This is a genomic window from Acinetobacter sp. ANC 4204, assembly GCF_002135205.1.
Lineage (GTDB): Bacteria > Pseudomonadota > Gammaproteobacteria > Pseudomonadales > Moraxellaceae > Acinetobacter.
In genome coordinates this window covers 426,950-452,601 of the sequence record NZ_NEFZ01000002.1, presented here as the reverse complement: position 1 = coordinate 452,601, position 25,652 = coordinate 426,950, and the positions used below count along the sequence as shown (strand labels likewise).

Here is a 25,652-nt window from a genome sequence, read left to right as displayed (position 1 = left end):
AAGGCGGGGGATGAGGGTATTGGAAGTCGCGCATAAAGAATGACTTTGAAAGTTGAATACGTCCTAAGTCTTCGAGTTTGGCGATAGAGGACACTTTTTTGATGGTCATTTATATTTCTCTAATAGATACTTAGCTGTATTCTCTAGAGTTGGGTAAATAGTTCTTGAATTAATGTTCACTAGATCAAGCTCTTTTAAGATGTTTGCTTTAGAACCTTTATTAATACGTATTCTATGAATTTTATAATTGTAATCAGATTTTTCATTCATTCTAGATTTTATACCAAATAATAAAAAAGCACCTGTTTGAGCTGCAATTCTTTCATTGTTTAATTTACTTTTGATGCATACGATGCGGGTTAAATCACTAGTGTTGATTAAATTTTGAAAATAAGGTTTATCTTCTTTAATGAAATGTAGAAATTTTTTATGCGATGTTTTTCTGTAATTAAGTTTTTTAGGTGTCGGTTTCGTTAGCAAATAATTTTCTATATCATTTTTGTCATGCATATTCATTTTTGCTAAATTTGTTAGGCAGCTAACAGTATCAGAATCATAATATTTAATGTTATTTTGATTAGGTAAAATTATAATTACTTCACCATCCTCACTATCCTTGCTACTACAAGCAAAATATAAGGCAGTTAGGGGATTCAAGGTTACATCTAATAGTCTCGTCGGCAACCCAAAATGTTGCATTCTTGTTAAAATTTCTAATGCATTTTTATCATTTTGAAAATGTATTGGTTCATTGATGATTAATTCTCGAAATAGTTTATCTTCGTTATCAAGATATATTCTTTTGCCCGAATGGAATCTATAATTTGATGGCTCTAAGCGATATCTGATAGAGGAGTGTCCTCTAAAAAATCGTTCTTTAAAGTATTGATATTGATTACTTTTTAGAATAATGGCTAATTGGTCAAAAAAAGAGGGTAGTGTTTCTACGTTACTATAATTTCTTTCATTGTTTTTGGTTATTTTATCAACAAACTGCTTTTGAGATTTTTCGAAATCATCTTTGTCATAATTATCGGTTAATTGCCAAATAAAATCAGATAATTCCGCTGTAATTATTTGAACAATTATATTACTTTCACCTCTTTTGAATTCTTTAATTTTATCTATTTCCAAAACGTCGTTTCTTTTGGGATGCTCAGTAAGACTCTCATGAAATGTAATTTCAATTATAGAGTTTTTAGAATCATAAATAGCTTTTTTAATTTTTAGAATACGTAAGATATTAGAATCATCGTTGATGATTAGGGGTAAGTTACTTAATTCTCTAAGTGTTTCATCATCCAAAACTTTATAAAAAATTTGTACTTCTTCAGAAGCATGGTTGAGAATAAAGTCTCCAGCAAAGATTCTTAATCGTTTTTTGTCGATTATTTGTTCTAAATAAGATGATGTTGTAGATATATAGATAATTGAATGTTTCATAAAAAACCCCGCATTAAGCGAGGTTTTTATAACATGGAATCAATTCATTAGCGAATAAATCAACCAATCAATTTTTTCATCAATTCATTCACTTGACCAGGGTTAGCTTTACCCTTAGACGCTTTCATCACTTGACCGACAAGACCATTGAAAGCTTTCTCTTTACCAGATTTAAACTCTTCAACCATCTTCTCGTTGGCAGCAAGAACGTCTTTAATAATCGCTTCAATCGCGCCTGTATCAGTTTCCTGCTTCAAGCCTTTTTCCGCAATAATTTCGTCCGCAGTTTTACCTTCATCCCACATAAAGCCGAACACTTGCTTCGCAATCTTACCGCTAATGGTATTATCCACGATACGTGCAACCATGCCGCCAAGCTTTTCAGCAGAAACAGGAGAGTCTGCTAGTTCCAAGCCCGCTTTATTTAAAGCACCAGAGAACTCGCCCATGACCCAGTTTGCAGACACTTTACCTTGAGCCGCGCCGCCAGCAGCAGCCACAACCACTTCATAAAAGTCTGACATTTCGCGGGTCAACGTCAACACATGCGCATCATACTCAGTGACACCAAAGTCCGCTACGAAACGCTCACGACGTGCCGCAGGAAGCTCAGGTAATGCAGCACGAGCCGATTCAATTTGAGCATCTGAAATAATCACAGGCAACAAATCCGGGTCTGGGAAGTAGCGATAGTCATTCGCTTCTTCTTTCGAACGCATCGAACGTGTTTCCATCTTCACAGGGTCGAATAGACGCGTTTCTTGGTCAATCGTGCCATCCCATTCCAAAATTTCCATTTGGCGTTCAATTTCAACATTGATCGCTTGTTCAATGAAACGGAACGAGTTGAGGTTTTTCAACTCACAACGTGTACCGAACGGTTGACCCGGACGACGTAACGACACGTTACAGTCAGCACGGAATGAACCTTCTGCCATGTTACCGTCAGAAATACCTAACCAACGCACTAAAGTGTGAATCGATTTGATATAAGCCACCGCTTCTTCAACCGAACGCATATCAGGTTCAGACACGATTTCAAGCAAAGGTGTACCTGCACGGTTTAAGTCGATGCCTGACATACCTTCAAATTGGTCATGGATCGATTTACCTGCATCTTCCTCAAGGTGAGCACGCGTTACGCCAATGCGCTTTACCGTACCATCTTCAAGTTGAATGTCGATATGACCCAAGCCCACAATCGGGTTATCCATTTGGCTGATTTGGTAGCCTTTTGGAGAGTCAGGGTAGAAGTAGTTCTTACGTGCAAACACAGACGCTTGGTCGATGTAAGCATCAATCCCCAAACCAAAGCGAATGGCTAAATCCACCACTTCTTTATTCAATACAGGCAGTACACCCGGCATTGCCAAGTCAACGAGGCTGGCTTGTGTATTTGGGTCTTGACCAAATTCAGTTGAAGAACCTGAGAAGATTTTAGATTGGGTCGCAAGCTGAGTGTGAATCTCGATCCCGATCACGACTTCCCAACCGTCAATTAATAACGACTTTGGTTTAGCAGCATTCTTACCATTGTTTTGGGCCATTATGCATTCTCCTCAGCAATTGCCGCACGTTTCGTATGCCAATCCGTCGCTTGTTGGTACTGATGTACCACAGACAACAGTTGAGATTCTGACCAATAGTTACCAATCAGCTGTAAGCCCACAGGTAAGTTGTCTTTGTCAAAACCAACAGGTGCATTAATCGCAGGAAGACCTGCAAGGTTAACCGCGATGGTGTAAATGTCACCCAAGTACATTTCAACTGGGGACAAGTTCGCGCCAATTTTATAAGCCGTGGTTGGTGCAGCAGGTGCAGCAATCACATCCACGGATTCAAACGCTTTTAAGAAGTCTTGTTGAATCAGGCGACGGACTTTTTGAGCTTTAACATAGTACGCATCGTAGTAACCCGCAGACAACGCATACGTACCAATCAAGATACGACGCTGTACTTCTGCACCAAAACCTTCAGAACGTGAACGCTTGTATAAGTCCATCAGGTCAACTGGGTTCTCTGCACGGTAGCCATAGCGTACGCCATCGTAACGAGACAAGTTCGATGACGCTTCAGCAGGTGCAATCAGGTAATAGGTTGGAACATAAGCTTCAGTCATGTTGAGATCAATCTCAACTAGGATCGCGCCCATCTCTTCCAATTTTTTCAATGATTCTTCAACACGTGCTTTCACGTCTGCATCTAAACCAGCGACATTGAAGTATTGCTTTGGAATACCAATGCGTAGACCTTTAACAGATGTGCCGTTTAAATTCGCCACATAGTCATCAACGTTTTTTTCAACCGATGTTGAGTCTTTCGCGTCATGACCTGCCATCACATTCATGAGGTAGGCACAGTCTTCAGCCGAACGTGCCATTGGCCCGCCCTGATCGAGTGATGATGCATACGCAATCATCCCGAAGCGCGACACACGGCCATAACTTGGTTTAAGACCCGTTAAGCCACAGAATGATGCAGGTTGGCGAATAGAACCACCTGTGTCTGTACCCGTTGCAAATGGAGCAAGGTCCGCTGCAACCGCTGCCGCAGAACCGCCTGAAGAACCACCCGGTACATGACCTAAGTTCCAAGGGTTTGCTGTAGCGCCATAGAATGAGTTCTCAGAGGTTGAACCCATTGCAAATTCGTCCATGTTCACTTTACCTAAAGTGACTAGACCCGCGGCTTTGCCTTTCGCTACAACAGTGGCGTCGTAAGGAGAGATAAAGTTATCCAACATTTTTGAACCCGCAGTGGTTTTAATGCCTTGGGTACAAAAAATGTCTTTGTGTGCAATGGGCACACCTGTCAATGCGGTTGCTGTGCCTGCTTTAATTGCGGCATCGGCAGCATCGGCTTGTGCCAGCGCTTGTTCTGCAGTTACGGTTACATAAGATTTAACTTGTGTATCTAGCTTTGCAATGCGCTTTAAATAATGTTCAGTCAGTTCGCGAGATGAAAATTTAGCCCCAGCTAAACCCTCAGAGAGTTCACGAATCGATAAGCGATGTAAATCTGTCATGAGAAATGTCTTTACGTTAATTTTTACAAAATAATGGTTTAACTGAATAGAAATTATTCAATCACGCGAGGAACAAGGTACAAACCATCTTGCACTTGCGGTGCAATGGCTTGATATTCATCACGATGATTGGTTTCTGAAACCACATCTTCACGTAAGGGTTGTGGGTGATCAAATGGGCTTTTAAGCGGCTCAACACCATCGGTGTCGATACCTTTTAAGGTTTCCATCATGCCTAAAATTTTATTTAGACTTTGAGCATATTCAGCAGATTGCGTATCATCTAGCGACAATCGAGCAAGATTGGCGATTGCTGAAACTGTTTGTGCATTTAAATCTGCAGAATGCTGTGCATCCGATGTAGACATAACATCACCTGAGTCAGTATTAAAAAATTTCAAAATATCGTGCGTTATAATAAGCGATTGACTTGTTCAAATCATCACATTTAGTTAAAGTTGCCACCTTGCGTCCACATAAAGTTTAATCGAGAACGTCTCCGTGATTCTAAAAAGACTAATTGGCTTGTTTTCGCCCGATCTAGCCATTGATTTAGGTACAGCAAATACACTTATTTATGCACCAGGACGAGGCATTATATTAAATGAACCGACAGTTGTGGCAATTCGTCACAGTGGTTCACAAAAAATCGTTGCCGCAGTAGGTCTTGATGCAAAGCAAATGCTAGGCCGTACCCCTGCGAATATCTCTGCCATTCGTCCAATGAAGGATGGTGTGATTGCCGATTTTGAAGTGACTGAAACCATGCTGAACCAATTTATTGGTAAAGTACATGAAAAACGTCTGTTCCCACCTGCACCGCGTGTTGTGGTGTGTGTGCCTTGCAAATCAACTTTGGTTGAGCGTCGTGCTATTCGTGAAGCTGTATTTAATGCAGGCGCACGTGATGTTCGTTTGATTGAAGAACCAATGGCCGCTGCAATTGGTGCAGGTATGCCAGTTGAGCAAGCATGTGGCTCGATGGTGGTGGATGTCGGTGGTGGTACAACTGAAATTGCGATCATTTCATTACAAGGTTGTGTCTATGCTGACTCACTACGTATTGGCGGTGATGTATTTGATGAACAAATCATTAACTACGTACGTAAGGCTCATGGTTGTGTGATTGGTGAAACCACTGCAGAAATTATCAAGAAAGAAGTGGGTATGGCTTTACCCGAGCCTGATGCTAAAACGCTTGAGATTGAAGTTCGCGGTCGCAACCTTGCTGAAGGTGTGCCACGTGCCATTAATGTAACTTCGGACGAAATCACGCAAGCGATTTCTGATCCTCTACAAAGTATTGTCTCGGCTGTGAAATCTGCACTTGAGCAAACGCCTCCTGAGCTGTCTTCAGACATCGCTGAACGCGGTATTGTGTTGACAGGTGGTGGTGCATTACTACGTAACCTCGACAAACTTCTTGCGCAAGAAACGGGCTTACCTGTGGTGGTTGCAGAAGATCCTTTAACGTGTGTCACTCGTGGTGGTGGTAAAGTTTTGGAGTTCTTCGATAATCCAAATCACGACATGTTATTTGTAGGCTAATAAAGGAATCGGCGGGTGCAAACAAATCTGTTTTCCAGACAACCGCCATCTTTTCGCTCATTTATCATTGCAGTGATCACATGTTTGGTTGTGCTGTTTTTTAACTGGCGCATGCCGCATGTGATTCAACCTGCAAGAGATGTCTTGTACGCCGCTTATAATCCAATTTATGCTGTAGCAAGTTATCCCGTGTTATCGCGAGAGTGGCTGAATCAACAAACCAAGTCTGAGGCTCAACTGCGCCGTGAAAATACCGCGATGCAAGCTGAACTGTTACAGGCACAGGTACGTTTACAAAAATTATCTGAACTATCTGCGGAAAATACCCGTTTGCGTGGTTTGTTAGATACCCCGTTAATCATTGATGGTCGTATGGAGATTGCAGAAGTCATTGGAACCGATGCTGATCCACTGCGTCATATTATTGTGATTAACCGTGGTGCCAACAGTCAGTTAAAAGTAGGGCAGACGGTGCTCGATGACAAAGGCATTATGGGGCAGATTATCAATGTCTATCCACATAGTAGCCGTGTGATGTTGCTTTCAGATAAAGAACATTCACTTTCAGTCCGTTTAGAACGCTCGGGTATGCGAGCGATTGTTTCGGGTACGGGAGATTTAGGGCATTTGAAAATGGAATATGTCCCGACCAGTGCCGAAATTAAAGTGGGTGAAAAAGTGTATAGCTCAGGTCTTGGTGAGCATTTCCCAGCGGGTTATTTGGTGGGTACGATTTCAAAAATCAGTCGTCATAATTCAGGTGAGTTTGCTCAAATAGATGTGGTACCTGCCGCACAGCTAGCGGGTGGACATCATGTCGTTGTGTTATTTTCCGATTCTTTAGCGATGGAGCAACCGCATGCCGATCGCTAAACTTCGTGCTGCCAAACAGCGTGATCCATTATTTCCGATCATTTTTTCGGTGATCATTGCTTCGGTGTTGATGGTCTATCCACTGTCTTATACGCTCTCTGGTTGGCGTCCATTGTTTATGATGATGGTCATGCTGTTTTGGGTGCTGTGTCAGCCGACATGGTGTGGAATTTGGTTCGCCTTTGCTGTGGGTATTTTCACCGATTTATTGCTCGATGCACCCTTAGGTTTAAATGCGCTCAGTTTTGTGCTGATTACTTTTGTCTCACGTTTTTTAACCCGAGAACGTCGGATTATGACGTTTGCAAATATCTGGGTGATCACGGCTTTGGCTGTTGTCGCACATTTATTTATGACATGGATCGCGCAAATTATGATCGGGGCGCAGTTTTCGATTGCCCGTCATTGGCAACCCCTGTTGAGTAGTGTTTTGACCTTTCCCATTTTATATTTCTTCCTAAAAAAATGGCGCATTTAATTTTAGCGTCAAGTTCGCCTCGCCGTCGTGAGTTGCTTGAGCAGCTTGGCCTAGTTTTTGATATTTACAGCCCAGATATTGATGAGTCGATACAAACAGGCGAATTGGTCGCTCATTATGTAGAGCGACTGGCTTGTGCCAAAGCTGAGGCTGTGCAAGTTCGTTATCCAGATGCGATCGTGATCGCTGCCGATACCAGCTTAGGAGTCGATCAAGAGATTTTGGGTAAACCTGAATCGAAACAACATGCTTTTGAAATGTGGGAAAAAATTTCGGGACGTAAGCATGATGTTTATACAGGTGTTTGTGTTCGTACAAATGCACAAATTTCAAGTATAGTAGTTCGTACTGAAGTCGAATTTCAGCACTTAAGCCCTAAAGATATGGAAGCATATTGGGCAACACATGAACCCCTTGGCAAGGCGGGAGCCTATGCCATACAAGGCATTGCAGCACGCTATATTCCACGTATTGAGGGAAGCTATAGCAATGTGGTGGGTTTACCGTTGTATGAAACGGTACAGTTATTACGGGCAGTTAAGGCACTAAATTAACTGTCTCAAAAGATTTTTTATAATGTTTTGAGTTTGTTATGTCTGACGAGTTATTAATTAACGTCACGCCTATGGAATGTCGCGTCGCGTTGATTGAAAACGGCACGGTCAATGAGTTATTTGTTGAGCGTACGGTAAAACGTGGGTTAGTGGGTAATATTTATAAAGGTAAAGTGGTGCGCGTTCTTCCGGGTATGCAAGCTGCTTTTGTTGATATTGGACTGTCACGAACTGCTTTTTTGCATATCAATGATATGGTTTGGCCACGTAATCAGCCGATTCCGAATGTGTTTGAGCTTTTGCAACCGGGACAAATTCTTACTGTTCAAGTCATGAAAGATATGTTGGGAACGAAGGGTGCCCGCCTTTCAACAGATCTCTCTATTCCTTCTCGTTATTTGGTTTTAATGCCTTATGGGAACCATACGGGTGTTTCGCAACGAATAGAGTCTGAGGCAGAGCGTGACCGTTTACGCTCTATGATTGAGCGAATTCAAGCAGAACATAAGCTTCCAGGTTCTGTGATTGTTCGTACTGCGGCAGATGGTATTGAAGAAGCGGCCATTGCCCAAGATATGGCTTATTTGGCAAAGCTATGGGAGTTTATCCAGCGCAAGCAGATTAGTATTGCGGTGCCATCGTTAATTTTTGAAGAGCTACCTTTACCGCAGCGGATTATCCGAGATCTTGCAAGCGAAAAAACTGCTAAAATTTCGGTCGACTCACGTGAAATTCACGGCAAGCTCAAAGAGTTTGTTGAAGAATTTGTGCCGAATATTAAAGAGCGTTTGATTCACTATCCGGGTGAGCGTCCAATCTTCGATTTATATAATGTAGAAGAAGATATTCAAAAAGCTCTGCAAACGCGTGTTGCGCTGAAGTCAGGCGGTTATTTGATGATTGACCAGACCGAGGCCATGACCACGATTGACGTCAATACGGGCTCCTATGTGGGTGGTCGCTCTTTAGAAGACACTGTGTTTAAAACCAATATGGAAGCGACACAGGTGATTGCTCGTCAGCTGAGACTGCGCAATTTAGGCGGTATTATTATTATCGACTTTATTGACATGCAAGAGCAGGAGCATCGTACTGAAGTGATGACTCAGTTTGAGCGGATGCTTGAGCAAGACCATGCCAAAACCAAAATCACGCAGGTATCAGAGCTGGGTCTAGTGGAAATGACACGTAAGCGAACACGTGAATCATTAGAACACTTATTATGTGAATCTTGCCCGACCTGTCAGGGGCGTGGATATGTGAAAACAGCAGAGTCGGTATGTTACGAAATCTTTCGAGAAATCATGCGTTATACACGCGCCTATCAGTCTCAGACTGGCTTTACTGTCGTTGCTCATCCATCCGTGATTGACCGCTTGTTAACCGCAGAAGCGCCAGCAGTCGCGGATCTGGAGCATTTTATTGGTCGTGTGATTAAATTTCAGGTTGAAAATTTATATACGCAAGAGCAATACGATATCATTCTGAGCTGAAATTGTAACAATATATGGTTAAATAGTTGTTACAACTGAAATTTTACTTTCGACTGTAGATTTTGAATACTAGGAACACGGAAATAGCCAAAGCTTATTCTACCAAATAGGTTTAGCAAATGAGGTGTGATATGGGTGTTAGAGAAGCAATTATTCAACCTAGTTTGAAACATTTATTGGATACGAAAGTGACGCATAATGCATATATTCTGGACGAGCAAGGTAAGGAAGTACAAATTACCACTGCCATGATTCGAACTGCATGTCATCAACTATTAAAACAATGTCGTAGCATTAAAAACTAAGGGGCTTATCCAAGCCCCTTAGTTTTATGTCATTTATTCAGTTTTTGATGGGTTCTGCGGTATCAACTGACCGCTTGTAACTTTGGGTTTTCAACCCCCACAATCGCTTCGAAACGTTGGATTTCTTCTTCTAAGTGAGTCAATAAGTTTTGCATTTTCGGCAAAGCATTGCGACACGCGGTCAAACCGACCTCAAGTTTATCTAAATAACTAGTCATGGTGATATTGAGTGCCTGACCATCTAAAATGATCGAAGCAGGGTACAATGCATCGAGACGTGCCCCGTTCCAGTACAGTGGCTCACGTGGTCCTGGTACATTCGAGATCACCAAATTAAAGGCTTGGCGTTTAGGCAATAGGCCTGAGGCTATATTCAGACCTGCCGCACTATATACAAATGCACTATAGTTCAAAATTTGATTTGAGTTCATACGTTTGAACTTTTCTTTTGCATTTTGTACGCTACGACGGACGATGTTTAAGCGTTCTAATGGATCTTCTTTATGTGTGCCTAAGTTTGCCAAGATCATCGTAATACGATTCGACATAGATGAATCATCATCACGTACAGATGCAGGAACCATTGCAATCAGTGGTTTTTTAGGTAACGCATCTTGCGATAATAAATATTCACGCAGTGCACCTGAACAAACAGCCAGTACGATGTCATTAATTGTGACACCCAGACTTTTAGAGATATGGCGTAAACGGTCAAATTCAAAAGACTGTGCTGCAAAGCGACGTGAAGAGCTGACGCGTTGGTTTAAAATGGAGCTTGGCGCTTGGAAACTTGAAACGTAATCGGGATTACGCCCCATATCTTTCATCACTGTTTGAGACAGTTCATACATGACACGTGGGGTAGATTCAAGCTGTCCAACCACACCATTCATAATCTTTTTAAATCGACTTGCTTTATCCTCTTTCAAGCGTTTAGCGCGTGGTCCTTCAACACACCAAGGCGGTACGATGCTTTTGATGTTTGGATCATGTGATAAGGATTTCTCAACCAACCGCATACCTGCAATTCCATCCACCATTGCATGGTGAATTTTGAAATACATGGCAAAACGGTTACCCTCAATTCCTTCAATGATATGGCAGGTCCATAATGGTTTTGCACGGTCGATCAAACTGCTGTGTTCTTGTGAAATATAAGTCAGGAGTTCGCGGATACGACCAGGTTTGGGAAGTGCAATATGGCGAAAATGATGGTCAAGATCAAATTCTTCATCTTCATCCCAAAATAGGCCATTCAGTTTATTGTTAAACGGGGGGATAGGAATAGATTTTGAATTACGAATATCCGCTACTAAATTTTGAATGAAGCTGGCTGGTGCATTTTCGGGAATTTGGAATAAGAATAATCCACCGACATGCATGGGTTGCTGGCGCTTTTCAAGTGATAAAAAAATAAAGTCAATCGGATGTAATGGACGCATAGTCTAGATTGCCTCACTGCAATATCTGACGGCTCTTATCTGAGCAATCTTGTTAGAATTATATAACTTAAGGTTAGTATATCGACTTTTTATAAGAATGGGAGCGCTTTGTGTGTATCTATTAGTTGCGAAAAACCACTGCTGAGCAGTGGTTTTAGTCTTTACTTTTTCAAATTACCTGCATGCAAGCCACATTCTTTGTGCGTAGCTTCTTCCCACCACCAGCGACCTTCACGCTCATGCTGGTTTGGTAGCACTGGTCGTGTACAAGGCTCACAACCGATAGAAATAAAGCCGCGTTCATGTAAAGGGTTATAGGGGACTTCCATCATGCGGATATAGCTCCAGACTTCAGCACTACTCCAGTTGGCAAGAGGATTATATTTAATCAGTTGCTTGCCTTCACCTGAGAAACCAATATCGGCCTGTACGACAGGGATTTCAGTTCGTGTACCTGGACTTTGATCCTTACGTTGCCCCGTAATCCAGCCATCTAAAGTGGCTAATTTTTTACGTAATGGCTGAACTTTTCGAATACCGCAACATTCTTTATGGTCATCTTGGTAAAAGCTGAATAACCCTTTTTCATTGACCAGTTGTTGAACTGCATTGGCTTCTGGGAAACAAATTTCGATATTGATGTTGTAATGTTTGCGCACAGTTTCAATAAACTGATAGGTTTCTGCGTGTAAACGTCCTGTATCTAAACTAAAGACACGGAAAGGTTTACCTAAGTTGGCCGCCATATCAATCAGTACGACATCTTCTGCACCAGAAAATGAAATGGCGATTTCACCGTTTTGATTCAGTGCGAGTGCTAAAATTTCACTTGGCGATTTGTCTGCATATTCAGCAGCAAGAGCATCGACAAGGTCAATGGTTGGAATGGTTGTCATGAGTATCCTGGCAATAGGCTTGGAATCTAACAAGACCTATATTACGTTATTTGCTAAGTATTTTAATAGAGTTGAATTAGGCTACTTATCACTAAAAAATCAATGCTTATGAAAAAAATAGATTTAAAAAACAACAATGCATTAGACAAATATTAAGCTATGATAGGGCAAATTTTTCCACGTAAATAAAAGGGAGTCTTCATGGAAGTTGTTTGTCTTGATCTAGAAGGGGTATTGGTTCCAGAGATTTGGATTAACTTTGCTAAAAAAACAGGCATTAAGGCGCTTGAAGCAACCACGCGTGATATTCCTGATTATGATGTGCTCATGACCCAGCGCTTAAATATATTAAAAGAACATGGTTTAGGCCTCAATGATATTCAAGAAGTGATTGCCGAAATGGGGCCATTTCCAGGTGCGAAAGAATTTGTTGAATGGTTACGCACACACTTTCAGTTGATTATTTTATCAGACACTTTCTATGAGTTTGCACATCCTTTAATGAAGCAATTAGGTTGGCCGACCATTTTTTGTCATAAGTTAGAAACTGACGAAAAGGGAATGATTACAGCGTATAAGTTACGTCAACCTGACCAAAAACGTGAGGCAGTCAAGGCGTTACATGGTTTGAATTTCCGTGTGATTGCCGCAGGTGATTCTTATAATGACACTACTATGCTCGGTGAAGCGGACAAAGGATTTTTATTTGATGCGCCAGAAAATGTAATCAAAGAGTTCCCTCAGTTTCCACCAATTCATGGTTATGATGCTTTAAAAGAAGCGATTCGTAATGCTTCAGTTCGCGATATTCCTGCATAAAAAGCAATATCTACGAAAGCAAAAAAGGCGCATCTAAATAGATACGCCTTTTTTATTGGATACAACTTTTAGGATTTAGAATTTATAACCAAATTTTAAACCGTAAGCGATTGCATCGTTATTACTAAAATCACCAACAACATTACCACCAGTTTGAGCTTTAGCATCACCTAACCAGAAGTATTTAACACCTGCTTGTACGAAATAGTTTTCTGCTGGGCTATATTGACCACCTAAACCTACGCTCCAGAAACCTTCTACTGGACCCAAAGTTGTTACAGGATTACCTGCACCAGAGTCCCAACCTACAGATGCAGAACCAGACCATTTGCTGGTAAATTTATGACCGACACCAACAGTTGCAGAAATTTGGTCATCTGAATAATCAATGAGGTTTTGCGCTTTCCCTTTAGCAAGTTTACTTGCTGTTGCTAAAGCTGTTGGACTTACTGCAAATTGGTCCCAATGTACCCAACGGATGTTCGCAAATGCCAAAGTATCCTTCGCAATACCTGTTTGGAAATCAAGATTCACAGATTGTGGCGTGACAACTTCTGTTTGGCTTGTAACAGAACGTAGGTCAATACCGTATGAAGGAATGTAGATATTCGAAGTTTCCGTTGTATCTAATTCGTGTTTAATTTCAGAACGGTAAGTAACGGCAGCTTTTAAAGCAATTTCGGGGATTTGGTAAGCTGCACCAGCTAACCAACCAAAAGCATCGTCTTCTTCGAGGTTAATGTCATAACCAGAAAGCAATGAATAAGCACTGCCACGTAAAGAAACATTGCCCTTAACTGTTTGATAAACAGGACCAGCGTATAAATTCCAGTTTTCAGTAGGTTGATAACCAAAAATCAGTGAAAGATTATTGGTACGCACTTTTACACTTGTGCCTTCTTTCCCATTACCAAATGCACCTGCTGCAGATGAGTATTGAGAGTCAGCGCCGTAAGGTTGGTCATAAAGTAAACCAAAAGAAAAGTGTTCAGTCGCTTGAATTTTAAGGGCTGCAGAAGGGAAATAGTAGTCATCAGCCATATCTGAAACAGATGTACCATTATTACTTTCGCCACTTACATTTGGATCAAGTACACTGAAAGATGCTTCTGCATAATTTCCAGATTGTAGAAATGGCAGAATAGACTGACCAGAGCGGTCAAGACCTGCTGCAAATACTGAAGTTGTTGGAATTAAGCTAAGTAAAATAGCTGAGCGAAGTGCCTTAAGCTTCATGGGGAGACATTCCTTGTTGTAGCTTTATGTAAATGATTGGCACGAAAAGTAACATAAATAAAAAAAGAGTAAATGCTCAGATCAGGTTATGAAATGAACTGGCGAAGTTAAAAAATGTACTTGCTTAGAGTAAAAACACTAAAAATACTAATTAATTTTATGATTTTTATAAACTTATTTTTAGACTGGGGTGTGAGGCATTTATTGTTATCAAAAAAGTTTAAGTGTTGATTTGTTGTTCAAATGAGTGACAAGTGTATAAAAAGTAAGAAAGGCTTTTATTTCAAAAAAAGAAAAAACCATCTTTATAGATGGTTTTTTCACGATTAGGGATTAGAAGCGATAACCGATTTTCAAGCCATACGCTAGAGCAGTATTGTCTTCGAATTCTGCAACATAAGAATCGGTATCAAATTGAGAACCAGATTGTGCTTTCGCATCGCCTAGCCAGAAGTATTTCACACCGCCTGCAATAAATGTAGCTGGTGTAGGGCTATATTGAACGCCTAAACCGACATTCCAATAACCTTCTGTTGGACCAAGCGTTGTCACAGGGTTACCTGCACCAGAGTCCCAACCTACAGAGATATTACCTGCCCATTGATCATTTAATTTGCGACCTACACCTAGGTTTGCAGACCATTGATCATCTGTATATGCTACAAGATCAAAACCATCAGGTTTTCCAACTGAAGGACCTGCTAGTTTAGATGCTACACCGAATGCATAAGGACGAATTGAAAAGTCTTTCCAATTTACCCAACGTACATTTGCAAATGCTACTGTGTTCGCCATGATACCTGTTTGGAAATCAAGGTTAACAGATTGAGGTGTAGTAATGTCAGTATTACCAGTAGCACTTACACCTGCTAAAGCTGGATTGTTCATAATTGCTGTCAGCATACCTGAGCCGACTGAAGATTCGTCTACAGCTACCGTATGTTCAATCTCAGAACGATAAGTAACCGATGCTTTTAATGCAATCTCAGGGATTTGGTATGCAAGACCAGCTAACCAACCTACTGCACTATCCTCACCAATTTCAGCATTATAGCCACCAAAAGCTGCAGCGCCACCATAAGCTGTTCCACGGAGTTTTACATCACCTTTAATCGTTTGGTATACACCACCACCATAGATATTCCAGTTTTCAGTAGGTTGATAACCGAAAATCATTGATAAACTTTGAGTATCAACTTCAACTTCAGTATTTCCTAATGAACTTGTGAATGCTGAAGAAGATGTAAACTCAGCATCAGCACCAAAAGGTTGGTCATATAGCAAACCAAAAGAAAAATGATCTGTTAATTGTAGTTTGAGTGCTGCACTTGGGAAATAGTAATCCCCAGCCATGTCACCTGTTTCTTGTCCGCCTAGGGCTGTAATTGTTTTACCAGATACATCTGGATCTAATACTGAAATACCTGCTTCAAAGTAGTTGCCTGGTTGTAAGAATGCTGAGATAGACTGACCTGAACGATCGAGTGCAGCGGCAAATGCCCCCGTCATTGGTACAGTTGCTAAAATCATTGCTGTCGTTAATGTCTTTAATTTCATTCTACGTCTTTCCTTGAGGTGCAAATGTTTGTTGCTCATTTTGTGTTTATGCTTTTTGGCTTTTGGAGAAATCGTTTTACCGAAATCATTTGTTACTCCATGTCACAAAAATAGCACAATTAAAATAAGAGTAAATGCTCTAGGACTAACTCAGCAGTTCAAAAAATAGTCTAAATAGAGTTTTTATACTAAAAAAAAGCCTTTTTAAGCATTAAATCTTTGAAAAATATAAGTATATAATTTGAAATATAAAATTTTCTTTTGGTTAAAAAATAAGCATAAAAATAAGAAATAAATAAGCTTCGTGGCGCCAAATACAGATTTTTATTTGATGTTTATGTGTTTCACCTAAAAATTATTTATGATTCAAGCCTTTTTATATAAACACGGACTAAGCACTTATTTCTGCAATCAATTTACTATAATGAAACCAAGGTTAAAAACTGTTGCAGCTATTATGAATTGTGCTATAAAAAACTAAGCTTTAATCCAATAAGCAAAGTAATAAGATTCAAAATTTATAATATTAAAAATTTAGGCATATTTAATCAGTGGGATACGGAAGCTTTGATATTCATTCAAAGAGCCGTATGTGCTGGTTGAGTCAGTGTAGTTAGTAGAAAAAGAGCAAGTATTTGTTATAACTCAATAATATCCATAAATTATAAAGGGGCATTCGGTATATGAATCATTTTTCTATGAGAAACAGAAAGCTAGAAATATTACTTTCCTTAATGGTATGCAGTGTCTTTTGTAACTCTCAAGCTTTTGCCGATGATGCAGATTTAGCAAAGCAATTGTCAAATCCTGTTGCAAATCTGGTGAGCGTACCTTTTCAGTTTAATTACGATGAGAATATTGGTGCAGCTGAGAATATTGAACGTTATCAACTGAATATTCAGCCTGTAATACCGATTGAGTTAAATGAAAATTGGAATTTGATTTCACGTACAGTTTTACCTGTGACTTATCAAGTCTATAACGAATCAAACCTTGAGGATGATTGGGGGGTAGGTGATATTGTACAAAGTCTATTTTTCTCTCCTTCGAAAACTTCTGAGAGTGGAATTACCTGGGGAGTTGGTCCAGCGATATTACTTCCGACAGCCTCAGAAAAAACTTTGGGTGCAGATCAATATGGACTTGGACCGACTTTTGTTATTTTGAAACAAACACATGGTTGGACAGTGGGTGCTTTGGCAAACCATATTTGGGGAGTAGAACATGATGATGACGTGGATGCCATCAGTAGTACTTTTGTGCAACCTTTTGTAAGTTATACCTACCCGAACAGTACGACCGTGGGTCTAAATACAGAAACAACCTATGATTGGAATTCTGAAGAGGCCACAATGCCAGTAAATCTTACTGTTACAAAAGTTATTAATCTAAATGGGCAGTTGATCAGTGTTGGTGCGGGTGCGAGATATTGGGCGGATGATCATGATGCTAGCCCTAAAGGTTGGGGAGCACGATTGATTGCTTCTTTTGTTTTCCCTAAAAAATAAAAAATGGACTTTAATGTGTAGGGTTAACCTGTCACATACTCATTTTGAATTCCAATGAAAGTGAGAAGTTATTCTAGATGACTTCTCACTTTATTTTTCCATTCATTTGCTGGATAGCCAAACCAGTTTTTAAAGTTCCGACTAAAAATTGACAGCTCGGCATAGCCTAACTGTAAGGCTATGTCTGTTAAGCTAATATTACCTGCGTCAATCATGCGCAGAGCTTCTTTTTTACGAACATTTTCGAGCAAATCGCGATAGCTGGTCCCTTGTTGCTTTAAGGTGCGTTGTAGTTTTTTGGGATGTATCCCCAGACACAATGCGATATTTTCAATACTACAATCACCAGTTGCCATTAACATACGAATGGAGCTTTCAATGAGAAGGGGTTGATCATCTGCCTTGGTACTGCTTTGCATCTCAAGGCGCTGTAGAATCAGTTGATCGACTAAATCTTCATTGAAATTATAGGGTTTAAGCGTTAAAAATGCTGCTGGGAAGTACAGGGCATCTTCATCTTTTTCAAACTCAACTTCACAGGGAAAATGTTCTTTAAAAATATGCGCGCTGTGTTGAGGTGCTCTTTGTTTTAGGCAGATTTTTTCTGCATACCAAGGTGGCCCGATTAAATCCTTGAGAATATTGCTGACTAGACAAATTGCGAGTTGTGACTTTTGTGGCATGTCGATGTTGTAGTCATTTAGACGGACAAAGTTGAGTCTACATGTCTGCGCATTATAGCGGGTTACTTGAAATACAACTCCTTCAGCATGTAGGTAAACATATTTTTGGGCAACTTTTAGCGCCTCCAAAATGCTTAGCTGTCGTGACATGTACACACCAATTAAGCCAATAGTACTAATATTTTGCAGCGCGCCGAGTTTTAGGCCAAAGCACTCTTCTTGGCACACGCAAGCGGCTTTTTCTAATAAACTTAAATAATGATCATAATGAATAAACGCATCGGGATCTCGAAGTAAAGAAGGTAAAATCCCAATGTCTTTTAAAATTTCAATAGGATTTACATTATAGCTTCGGACGAGTTCTTCAAATCCACCAAGGCTGGCTGCACGAATATAGCTGGCCATAACAATGTTCCATATTGTCCTGAAAGATCAAATAAGTGTCCTAAAAAGTCAAGCCAATTTCAAGTAATTTGATAAAGTAGGATGAGAGTTCAGCTTAACCTAATCGACGACCAGTAAATCACCACTTTTTAGCTGTTAATAAGGAACGCTTATGCAACTTACGGCTCAGTCTCATATCGAGCAAACAGTGATGGAACAGACACTACACAATGCTTTCAAATTACAGCGCAGTCACTTTCTTGAGCAAGGCATTGAAACCCTTGCACAAAGAAAACAGCACTTATTGAATTTAAAAGCGCTGATTAATAATCATCGTGAAGCGATTATTGATGCTTTAAATCAGGATTATGGTAACCGTTCACGTCATGAAACGTTATTGGCTGAAATTATTACTGTTACTGATGACATTAATGGGAGTATCAAACACTTAAAACAGTGGACCAAAGTACAAAGCCGTCATGTCGATCATAGCCTGTACTTTGGTGCAAAGAACCGTGTAATTCCACAACCATTGGGTGTGATTGGCGTGATCGTGCCGTGGAATTTTCCGATTAATTTGATGTTTTCTCAACTCTCTGCGGTATTTGCAGCAGGTAATACAGCTATGGTCAAAATGTCTGAAAATTCAAGGCATTTGGCCCAACTACTGATTGAGCTCAGCCCTAAATATTTTAAAGCTGAGAAATTGCAAATTTTCGATGAAACCGGAGAGGTGGGAATCGCTTTTTCAAAGCTTCCGTTCGATCATTTGATCTTTACAGGTTCTGGTGCAACCGGGCGTAAAGTCATGGCTGCGGCAGCACAAAATTTGACGCCTGTGACTTTGGAATTGGGGGGGAAATCCCCTGCGGTGATTGATCCTGAGTACCCTATGGAAAAAGCGGTCGAACGGATTCTGTTTGTCAAACAGTTTAATGCGGGGCAAATCTGTACCAATGTGGATTATGTTTTTGTACATGAGACGAAGTTGCAAGCATTCATCCATACGGCAACGGCATGGGTAAAAGCGCATGTCCCAGATATTCATAGTCACGACTATACGTCTGTTATTGATGAGCGTGCTTACCAACGCTTAGTGCATACACTTGCAGATGCCGAAGCTAAGGGCGCAAGTCTGATTAATTTGAACCAACAAGAACCGGATGCTACGACGCGAAAGTTTCCACTGACTTTGGTCTTGAACAGTAATGATGGGATGGAAATTGATACCCGTGAAACTTTTGGTCCAATCTTGATGGTGAAAACCTATCAAAAGCCTGAAGAGGTGGTGGACTATATTATTCAGCGTGATCGACCATTGGCATTTTATCCATTTAGTCATAATAAAAAATTAGTTGAGTTTTATATTAGCCGAGTTATGTCGGGCGGGGTTTCGGTCAATGATGCATTATTTCATGTTGGACAACATGACTTGCCGTTTGGTGGCGTTGGTGCCAGCGGGATGGGACATTATCACGGTTATGAAGGCTTTTTGACTTTTTCAAAAATGCGCCCTGTGTTTTATCAGGCGGGTTTTTCGAGTTTGAAGTTTTTAGCTCCTCCTTATGGAAAATTTGCCAATTGGTTATTGAACCTTTTGATTCGTATTAAGTCATAAGCGAGTCAGTTTAAAACTTATACACATATTCGCTTCAATCTGAACAGTTTGAAGCGAAGAGATCGTTGTATTTAAAAACAGAAGAATAAAACTATTAAAGGAGTTAATAGGATGAATGATCAGGATTTTGACTATGACCAAATTGTGATTGGTTCGGGCTTCGGTGGATCAGTCAGTGCATTACGCTTGAGTGAAAAAGGCAATACGGTTCTGATTTTAGAAAAGGGCTTGAGACGAGGCGATCAAGATTTTCCTGAAACGAACTTAGATACTAAAAATTATCTGTGGGTACCTGAGTTGGGGTTTAAAGGCACATTACAATTCACTTTTACCAATAAAACCACAATTATTCATGGCGTTGGTGTTGGGGGAGGGTCACAAATTTATGCCAATGTGCATTTAATTCCATCAGATGAAGTATTTGAGTCTGTAGCATGGACCAAGATTCGTGCTGATTGGAAGGAAACGCTAATGCCTTTTTATGGATTGGCACAGCGCATGTTAGGTACAGCCAATAATACTTATACCAACGTGGCTGATGAGACTTTAAAGCAAGTTGCTACTGAAATGGGTTATGCACGTTCATTTAAAACAGTAAATACAGGGGTGTTCTTCCCACAATCTGACGGAAAAAAGCAAAAACTGGTCAAAGACCCTTATTTCAATGGTGCAGGACCTGATCGCCAAACTTGTAACTACTGCGGTAGTTGTATGTTGGGCTGTCGCAATAATGCGAAAAATACGCTTATGAAAAATTACCTGTATTTTGCGGAGCGTAATGGGGTTGAAATCCGGCCTAGTTCAGAAGTTCTAAAGATCATTCCTTTAAGTGAAGATGGTCGTGCAGGTTATGAAATCATCGTCAAAGAAACCTTAGGAAAACAAGTTCGTCAATATAGCTTACGCAGTCGAGGTGTGGTGCTGTCTGCGGGAGTCATGGGGACTGTACCGCTCTTATTAAAAATGCGTGATCAGTATAAAACACTACCAAACATTTCACCGTTATTGGGGCAGGAAATTCGCACCAATTCAGAAACGCTGACCACAGCAAACAATACTCGTGAAAAATTGGATGATGGTGTCGCGATCAGCTCGTTCATTTCAGTAGATGCAGATACCAATATTGAAGTGACCCGTTTTCCAGAAGGTTCAGATGGCTCCTGGATTTATGTGCCTTATGTTCCGATGGTTACAGGACAAGGCTTTATGCGTATTGTGAAATTTTTACTCAATACGCTGTTGCATCCATTGAAAACTTATAAAGTTTTGCGTCCAAAAGGGAAAGCCCGAAGTTCAGTTTTACTCTTGGTAATGCAGAAGTCTGAAGCCTTTATTCACCTAGAATGGCGTAGAAAGTGGTATCGCTTGTTTAGAAATGGCATTAGTGCGGTACAAAAGCCAAACGATACGCCACTCACCGTATCTTTTCCTGCGGCTGAAAAAGCTACGAAGCTATTTTCTGAGAAGCTAGGCGGTGAACCAGGTTCAGCATTGACCGAAATTTTATTAGGGACACCGATGACAGCACATATTATGAGTGGTGTGGCGATGGGGAATGATCGTAACAATGGTGTGGTGGACTTTACAGGTCAAGTATTTGGTTATCAAAACTTAAGGGTGATAGATGGTTCAATCGTACCTGGCAACTTAGGTGTGAATCCCTCTCTGACCATTACCGCATTGTCTGAGTTTGCCATGAGTCAAATCCCTGTATTCTCCGCTGAGCGTGCAGCCTGTATTCAGCGTATCGAGTTCAGTCAGCCTTTGGATGGACAAGTATCTGCATTGACAGGCACAGGGGATTTAGCCAGTGCATTAAGCCCTATCTATAACTGATAACTAGTGGGTGTAACGTGATTTAGTCTGAACTTTGAATAAGAGAGCGCTTGCTCTCTTACAGACACTGGATAAGTTGATTCATTGTGCAACTGAGACTAGAGCATCCCAATAACATGGCTCATTTTTTCTTTTTATAAAATATAACCAGTAAAATCAAAATAATCATTAAGATCAACAGAATCATGAAGGTTTCCATGGCTTGACCTCACACAATTGGGTTTAATCTTATTTTAACACGGACCTTGAAAAATGATTCAACTTGCATGGTTTTATTTCTAGATTCAGTTAGATATTTTATATATGGAATTGCATATATACGAATATACGTATATGACTGTGCTGAAAAGATAGGCAGAGTTTGTTGGCATGACGAATACATCAAAAGTTAAGATTTATCACAACCCCGACTGCGGGACATCGCGTAATACATTAGCGCTCATTCGTAATGCACAAATTGAACCTGAAATCATTGAATATTTGCTGACACCTCCATCGAAACTAGAACTCATTCAGCTCATATCAGATGCAGGTTTAGAGCTTAGAGAAGCCATTCGTCAGAATGTTGAACCTTATCGTGAGTTGAGCTTAGAGCGTGAAGATTGGACTGAGGAACAATTGTTAGATTTTATGCTTCAGTATCCGATTTTAATTAATCGTCCTTTTGTGGTGACAGAATTAGGCACCCGATTAAGTCGTCCGTCAGAAGTGGTTTTAGAAATTCTGCCCCTGCCACAAAAGGGTGCGTTTAGCAAAGAGGATGGCGAGCAAGTGATTGATCAAGATGGGCAACGTGTGAACTAGAAATTTATTTTGGATATATCAAAGAGAAATGAAAATGGATCAAGTTAGTTTTTTCAAATGCTTATCCGATGAAACACGTTCTAATATTGTGGCTTTAGTCGCGAAGAATAAAGAGTTATGTGTTTGTGACCTGACTGAAAAATTACAGCTTAGCCAGCCTAAAATTTCTCGACATTTAGCTTTATTACGTTCTTCAGGGCTATTGCAAGATCGACGTCAAGGTCAGTGGGTGTACTACAGTATCCATCCACAATTACCCATGTGGTGTCAGGAGGTTCTCAATATTTTGATTACACATCCAACGAGTCAGTTTGTAGTCATACAAGAACGAGCTACACAGAGTTGCTGTGAGTAAATATAGGTGAAGCATCGTTTAGATGTTTGATTGTTAAGAGATATAGCGCATGTATCTGATACAAAATCCATTGCGCTTATCCAACAAATTCAGAGATTGAATGAGAACATTATGGTTCAGCAAAAGTTGTCTTTTATAGATCGTAATTTGACGTTGTGGATTTTTGTCGCTATGGGGTTGGGAATTGCTATAAGTGTTTTTTTCCCGCAAGCCTCTATAGCGTTGGATAATATGCGTGTAGATTCAGTCAATATTCCTATTGCGATGGGATTGATTTTGATGATGTATCCACCGCTTGCAAAAGTGGATTATGCAGCACTCCCTGACGTCTTCAAAGACAAGAAAACACTGATACTATCGTTGGTTCAAAACTGGATTATTGCTCCCGTGTTGATGTTTGCTTTGGCTATTCTTTTTTTGCATAGCTATCCAGAATATATGACAGGTTTAATCTTGATTGGTTTAGCTCGTTGTATTGCGATGGTCTTGGTTTGGAATGGTTTGGCCTGTGGAGATAATCAGTACGTAGCCGCTTTGGTTGCATTTAACAGTATTTTCCAAATTTTGTTTTTTAGTACCTACGCATGGTTATTCCTGAGTTTTTTACCGCCTTATTTCGGCATTGCGGGACAGGTGATTCATGTTGATTTTTGGACTATTACCCATGCCGTACTGGTGTATTTGGGGATTCCATTCTTCCTCGGGTTTATTACGCGCTTGGTTTTAGTGAAAGCTAGAGGCTTGTTGTGGTATCAAACTACTTTTTTACCGAAAATTAGTCCTTTAAGTTTACTGGCTCTCTTGTTCACGATTGTAGCCATGTTTAGCCTCAAAGGGCATGATGTGGTGAGCTTACCGATGGATGTTTTACGTATTGCTATTCCCTTGACGATTTATTTTGTTGTGATGTTTTTTATCAGCTTCTTTATGAGCAAATGGATGGGGAATGATTATCCGAAAACTACAGCTATCTCGTTCACTGCTGCTGGTAATAACTTTGAATTGGCTTTGGCTGTTGCAATAGCCACTTTCGGTTTAGCATCGCCTGTTGCTTTTACTACGGTGATCGGCCCCTTGGTTGAAGTTCCTGTTTTAATTGCTTTGGTTAGTGTTTCGTTGCGGTTAAGACAAAAAGTATTTTCAAACGGTGTCATGGATTGACTCTTCTAAGACCCAAACAGGTTGTATATAAGCCTCATTGAGGGTAAATCTGTGGTTTAGATCTTTACGGCCTCTTTTGTAGTGTTGACTGACAACATGACATGGTTGCATTCATTAGTTGAAATACTTTCGTACGGATGTTGAAAGCTATTTATATAGAATCGTAAAAATACAGAATAGATGAAATACAGGGCGTGTTTAAGCAAACATATAAAAGAGTGCAAGGCGCTTTTTATATGTTTGACTTATTAGAGTTTTTTGGTGTTTTTTATCGCATGGACAATGAAGAAAAAATAGTCTTTTAAAATAAACAAACGCACTATCTAAAACTTTTAAGATTGTATTAATATTTACGACTTTAAAATAGTCGCTATTTATGCTGGTGAACTAGACTTGATGGGTTGATGTTTTAAATAAGAAATGTAGATTTTTCCTATTTGGCTATTCAATTAAGCATGATGAATACAATATTTTTAATTTGGTTAAAGCATGGAAAACATTGAATTTTTAAAAGCGCTCTTCTTGGGCTTCATTGAGGGACTGACTGAGTTCCTGCCTATTTCAAGTACAGGGCATTTGATTTTATTTGGGCATATCATTAACTTCCATTCCGATGATGGTCGAGTTTTTGAAGTCGTAATTCAATTGGGGGCTATTCTTGCGGTATGTTGGTTATACCGCAAGAAAATTTTAGATTTATTAAAAGGCTTCTTTAGTGGTGATCGAGAAGCGCGTCACTTTGCAACAAGTGTCATGATCGCTTTCTTCCCTGCAGTCATTATTGGTGTGTTTGCTGTTGATTTTATTAAGCAGGTTTTATTTAGCCCGATGGTGGTAGCTGTTGCTTTGATTATTGGGGGCTTGATTATTTTTTGGGTTGAATCAAAGCAATTTGAGCATAAAACTACAGAAGCCACAAAGATTACTTTTAAGCAGGCACTGCTGGTGGGTTGTGCACAATGCGTTGCCATGATTCCAGGTACATCGCGTTCTGGTGCCACCATTGTCGGTGGTATGTTTGCTGGGCTCTCCAGAAAAGCAGCGACAGAGTTTTCGTTCTTTTTGGCGATGCCTACGATGCTCGGTGCTGCGACATTTGACTTAGTCCGTAACGCAGATGTGCTGACTCAAGATAACATGGTCAGTATTGTGTTGGGCTTTATTGCTGCGTTTATTTCAGCATTATTTGTTGTCAAAGCACTGGTGCGGTTTGTTGAAAAACATACCTTGAGAGTCTTTGCTTGGTATAGGATCATACTGGGTATTATTATTTTAATTGTTTTGTAGAACATAGAAATACCTAAAAGAAAAGCAGCGATTTCGCTGCTTTTCTTATTAGAGTGAGATAATTTTTTTACTCAATATTATTTTTGAAAATCATGATGTCGTGTTTCTAAAATGAGTTTTGTGAGTTTTAACACGAATTTATAAAAACAATTCTTTGATTGAGCTACAGTGAAAAACTTAGTAAATAGGGCAATATTGATCAGTTAAGAATTCTCATATTAATCTTCTTTACTTTTGAGCTATGTGCCTCACTGTTCCAAAGCCCAATCGGGGGAGAGATGATGTGTTATTAAGAATGTTGGTTACTGTGAAGAAAGAGAATAAAAAATAATAGGGTTTTAACGTTT

The 25,652-nt window shown here is 40.1% G+C and carries 24 protein-coding genes; 14 read left to right on the top strand and 10 right to left on the bottom strand.

Features of this window, described 5'->3' with window-relative positions; translation table 11 throughout:
• Positions 1-105 precede the first annotated feature (105 nt).
• The 4 genes from B9T36_RS06005 to gatC are packed head-to-tail and all read right to left on the bottom strand — an operon-like array spanning position 106 to position 4,836.
• Complete coding sequence (locus tag B9T36_RS06005) at positions 106-1,443, bottom strand: FRG domain-containing protein (RefSeq protein WP_086208611.1); 1,338 nt, start codon at positions 1,441-1,443, stop codon at positions 106-108.
• Positions 1,444-1,502: 59 nt separating this feature from the next.
• Positions 1,503-2,990, bottom strand: a complete 1,488-nt coding sequence (gatB, locus tag B9T36_RS06000) for an Asp-tRNA(Asn)/Glu-tRNA(Gln) amidotransferase subunit GatB (protein WP_086208610.1) — start codon at positions 2,988-2,990, stop codon at positions 1,503-1,505.
• Positions 2,990-4,468, bottom strand: a complete 1,479-nt coding sequence (gene gatA / locus B9T36_RS05995; protein WP_086208609.1) for an Asp-tRNA(Asn)/Glu-tRNA(Gln) amidotransferase subunit GatA — start codon at positions 4,466-4,468, stop codon at positions 2,990-2,992. Before gatA ends, gatB begins: the two co-directional genes overlap by 1 nt.
• 53 nt (positions 4,469-4,521) lie before the next feature.
• Entirely contained in the window at positions 4,522-4,836 is a 315-nt protein-coding gene (gene gatC, locus B9T36_RS05990; RefSeq protein ID WP_004694671.1) for an Asp-tRNA(Asn)/Glu-tRNA(Gln) amidotransferase subunit GatC, read from the bottom strand.
• Between the two features lie 133 nt (positions 4,837-4,969).
• Here gatC and B9T36_RS05985 point away from each other — a divergent pair, with 133 nt between their 5' ends.
• From B9T36_RS05985 to B9T36_RS19030, 6 genes are all read left to right on the top strand, one after another.
• Positions 4,970-6,016, top strand: a complete 1,047-nt coding sequence (locus B9T36_RS05985; protein ID WP_086208608.1) for a rod shape-determining protein — start codon at positions 4,970-4,972, stop codon at positions 6,014-6,016.
• A gap of 15 nt (positions 6,017-6,031) precedes the next feature.
• Entirely contained in the window at positions 6,032-6,889 is an 858-nt protein-coding gene (gene mreC / locus B9T36_RS05980; protein WP_086208607.1) for a rod shape-determining protein MreC, read from the top strand.
• Complete coding sequence (mreD, locus tag B9T36_RS05975; protein WP_086208606.1) at positions 6,876-7,367, top strand: rod shape-determining protein MreD; 492 nt, start codon at positions 6,876-6,878, stop codon at positions 7,365-7,367. Before mreC ends, mreD begins: the two co-directional genes overlap by 14 nt.
• Positions 7,355-7,921 (top strand): Maf family nucleotide pyrophosphatase, encoded by a 567-nt coding sequence (locus tag B9T36_RS05970; protein WP_086208605.1) that lies wholly within the window; start codon positions 7,355-7,357, stop codon positions 7,919-7,921. Before mreD ends, B9T36_RS05970 begins: the two co-directional genes overlap by 13 nt.
• 38 nt (positions 7,922-7,959) lie before the next feature.
• Positions 7,960-9,414, top strand: coding sequence for a ribonuclease G (gene rng / locus B9T36_RS05965; RefSeq protein WP_086208604.1), 1,455 nt, complete (start codon positions 7,960-7,962; stop codon positions 9,412-9,414).
• A 131-nt stretch (positions 9,415-9,545) separates the two neighbouring features.
• Entirely contained in the window at positions 9,546-9,719 is a 174-nt protein-coding gene (locus B9T36_RS19030; protein WP_086208603.1) for a PA1571 family protein, read from the top strand.
• Positions 9,720-9,781: 62 nt separating this feature from the next.
• Here the strand turns inward: B9T36_RS19030 and B9T36_RS05955 are convergent, their stop codons facing one another.
• Together B9T36_RS05955 and B9T36_RS05950 are read right to left on the bottom strand one after the other, a co-directional pair.
• Positions 9,782-11,161 (bottom strand): WS/DGAT/MGAT family O-acyltransferase, encoded by a 1,380-nt coding sequence (locus B9T36_RS05955; protein WP_086208602.1) that lies wholly within the window; start codon positions 11,159-11,161, stop codon positions 9,782-9,784.
• A 161-nt stretch (positions 11,162-11,322) separates the two neighbouring features.
• The gene (locus B9T36_RS05950; RefSeq protein ID WP_086208601.1) at positions 11,323-12,057 is read right to left on the bottom strand and encodes a phosphoadenylyl-sulfate reductase; all 735 of its coding nucleotides are present in this window, start codon (positions 12,055-12,057) and stop codon (positions 11,323-11,325) included.
• A 201-nt stretch (positions 12,058-12,258) separates the two neighbouring features.
• On the opposite strand from B9T36_RS05950, the gene thrH reads away from it, so the two are divergent.
• On the top strand, positions 12,259-12,876 hold the full coding sequence (gene thrH, locus B9T36_RS05945) for a bifunctional phosphoserine phosphatase/homoserine phosphotransferase ThrH (RefSeq protein WP_058869095.1): 618 nt from the start codon (positions 12,259-12,261) through the stop codon (positions 12,874-12,876).
• Between the two features lie 75 nt (positions 12,877-12,951).
• Here thrH and B9T36_RS05940 read toward each other — a convergent pair whose 3' ends face one another.
• Together B9T36_RS05940 and B9T36_RS05935 are read right to left on the bottom strand one after the other, a co-directional pair.
• A complete protein-coding gene (locus tag B9T36_RS05940; RefSeq protein ID WP_086208600.1) occupies positions 12,952-14,112 on the bottom strand; it encodes an OmpP1/FadL family transporter in 1,161 nt (386 codons plus the stop codon).
• A gap of 333 nt (positions 14,113-14,445) precedes the next feature.
• Positions 14,446-15,669: an OmpP1/FadL family transporter gene (locus B9T36_RS05935; protein WP_086208599.1), complete on the bottom strand. Its 1,224-nt coding sequence runs from the start codon at positions 15,667-15,669 to the stop codon at positions 14,446-14,448.
• Between the two features lie 698 nt (positions 15,670-16,367).
• Between B9T36_RS05935 and B9T36_RS05930 the strand changes: the two genes are divergently transcribed.
• Entirely contained in the window at positions 16,368-17,177 is an 810-nt protein-coding gene (locus tag B9T36_RS05930) for a transporter (RefSeq protein WP_228146971.1), read from the top strand.
• Positions 17,178-17,245: 68 nt separating this feature from the next.
• Here B9T36_RS05930 and B9T36_RS05925 read toward each other — a convergent pair whose 3' ends face one another.
• Positions 17,246-18,265 carry an AraC family transcriptional regulator gene (locus B9T36_RS05925; protein WP_086208597.1) on the bottom strand — a complete coding sequence of 340 codons (1,020 nt, stop codon included), beginning with the start codon at positions 18,263-18,265 and terminating at the stop codon, positions 17,246-17,248.
• Between the two features lie 151 nt (positions 18,266-18,416).
• Between B9T36_RS05925 and B9T36_RS05920 the strand changes: the two genes are divergently transcribed.
• Both B9T36_RS05920 and B9T36_RS05915 read left to right on the top strand, forming a co-directional pair.
• The gene (locus tag B9T36_RS05920; RefSeq protein ID WP_086208596.1) at positions 18,417-19,862 is read left to right on the top strand and encodes a coniferyl aldehyde dehydrogenase; all 1,446 of its coding nucleotides are present in this window, start codon (positions 18,417-18,419) and stop codon (positions 19,860-19,862) included.
• Positions 19,863-19,973: 111 nt separating this feature from the next.
• On the top strand, positions 19,974-21,698 hold the full coding sequence (locus B9T36_RS05915; RefSeq protein ID WP_086208595.1) for a GMC oxidoreductase: 1,725 nt from the start codon (positions 19,974-19,976) through the stop codon (positions 21,696-21,698).
• A 121-nt stretch (positions 21,699-21,819) separates the two neighbouring features.
• Here the strand turns inward: B9T36_RS05915 and B9T36_RS19365 are convergent, their stop codons facing one another.
• Entirely contained in the window at positions 21,820-21,897 is a 78-nt protein-coding gene (locus B9T36_RS19365) for an LPXTG cell wall anchor domain-containing protein (RefSeq protein WP_110974979.1), read from the bottom strand.
• A 170-nt stretch (positions 21,898-22,067) separates the two neighbouring features.
• Here B9T36_RS19365 and arsC point away from each other — a divergent pair, with 170 nt between their 5' ends.
• The 4 genes from arsC to B9T36_RS05895 all read left to right on the top strand — a co-directional run bounded on the left by arsC (position 22,068) and on the right by B9T36_RS05895 (position 25,305).
• Positions 22,068-22,502 carry an arsenate reductase (glutaredoxin) gene (arsC, locus tag B9T36_RS05910; protein WP_086208594.1) on the top strand — a complete coding sequence of 145 codons (435 nt, stop codon included), beginning with the start codon at positions 22,068-22,070 and terminating at the stop codon, positions 22,500-22,502.
• A 34-nt stretch (positions 22,503-22,536) separates the two neighbouring features.
• The gene (locus B9T36_RS05905; RefSeq protein WP_086208593.1) at positions 22,537-22,857 is read left to right on the top strand and encodes a metalloregulator ArsR/SmtB family transcription factor; all 321 of its coding nucleotides are present in this window, start codon (positions 22,537-22,539) and stop codon (positions 22,855-22,857) included.
• A 111-nt stretch (positions 22,858-22,968) separates the two neighbouring features.
• The gene (gene arsB / locus B9T36_RS05900) at positions 22,969-24,018 is read left to right on the top strand and encodes an ACR3 family arsenite efflux transporter (RefSeq protein ID WP_086208592.1); all 1,050 of its coding nucleotides are present in this window, start codon (positions 22,969-22,971) and stop codon (positions 24,016-24,018) included.
• A 489-nt stretch (positions 24,019-24,507) separates the two neighbouring features.
• Positions 24,508-25,305, top strand: coding sequence for an undecaprenyl-diphosphate phosphatase (locus B9T36_RS05895; protein WP_086208591.1), 798 nt, complete (start codon positions 24,508-24,510; stop codon positions 25,303-25,305).
• Positions 25,306-25,652: the final 347 nt, after the last annotated feature.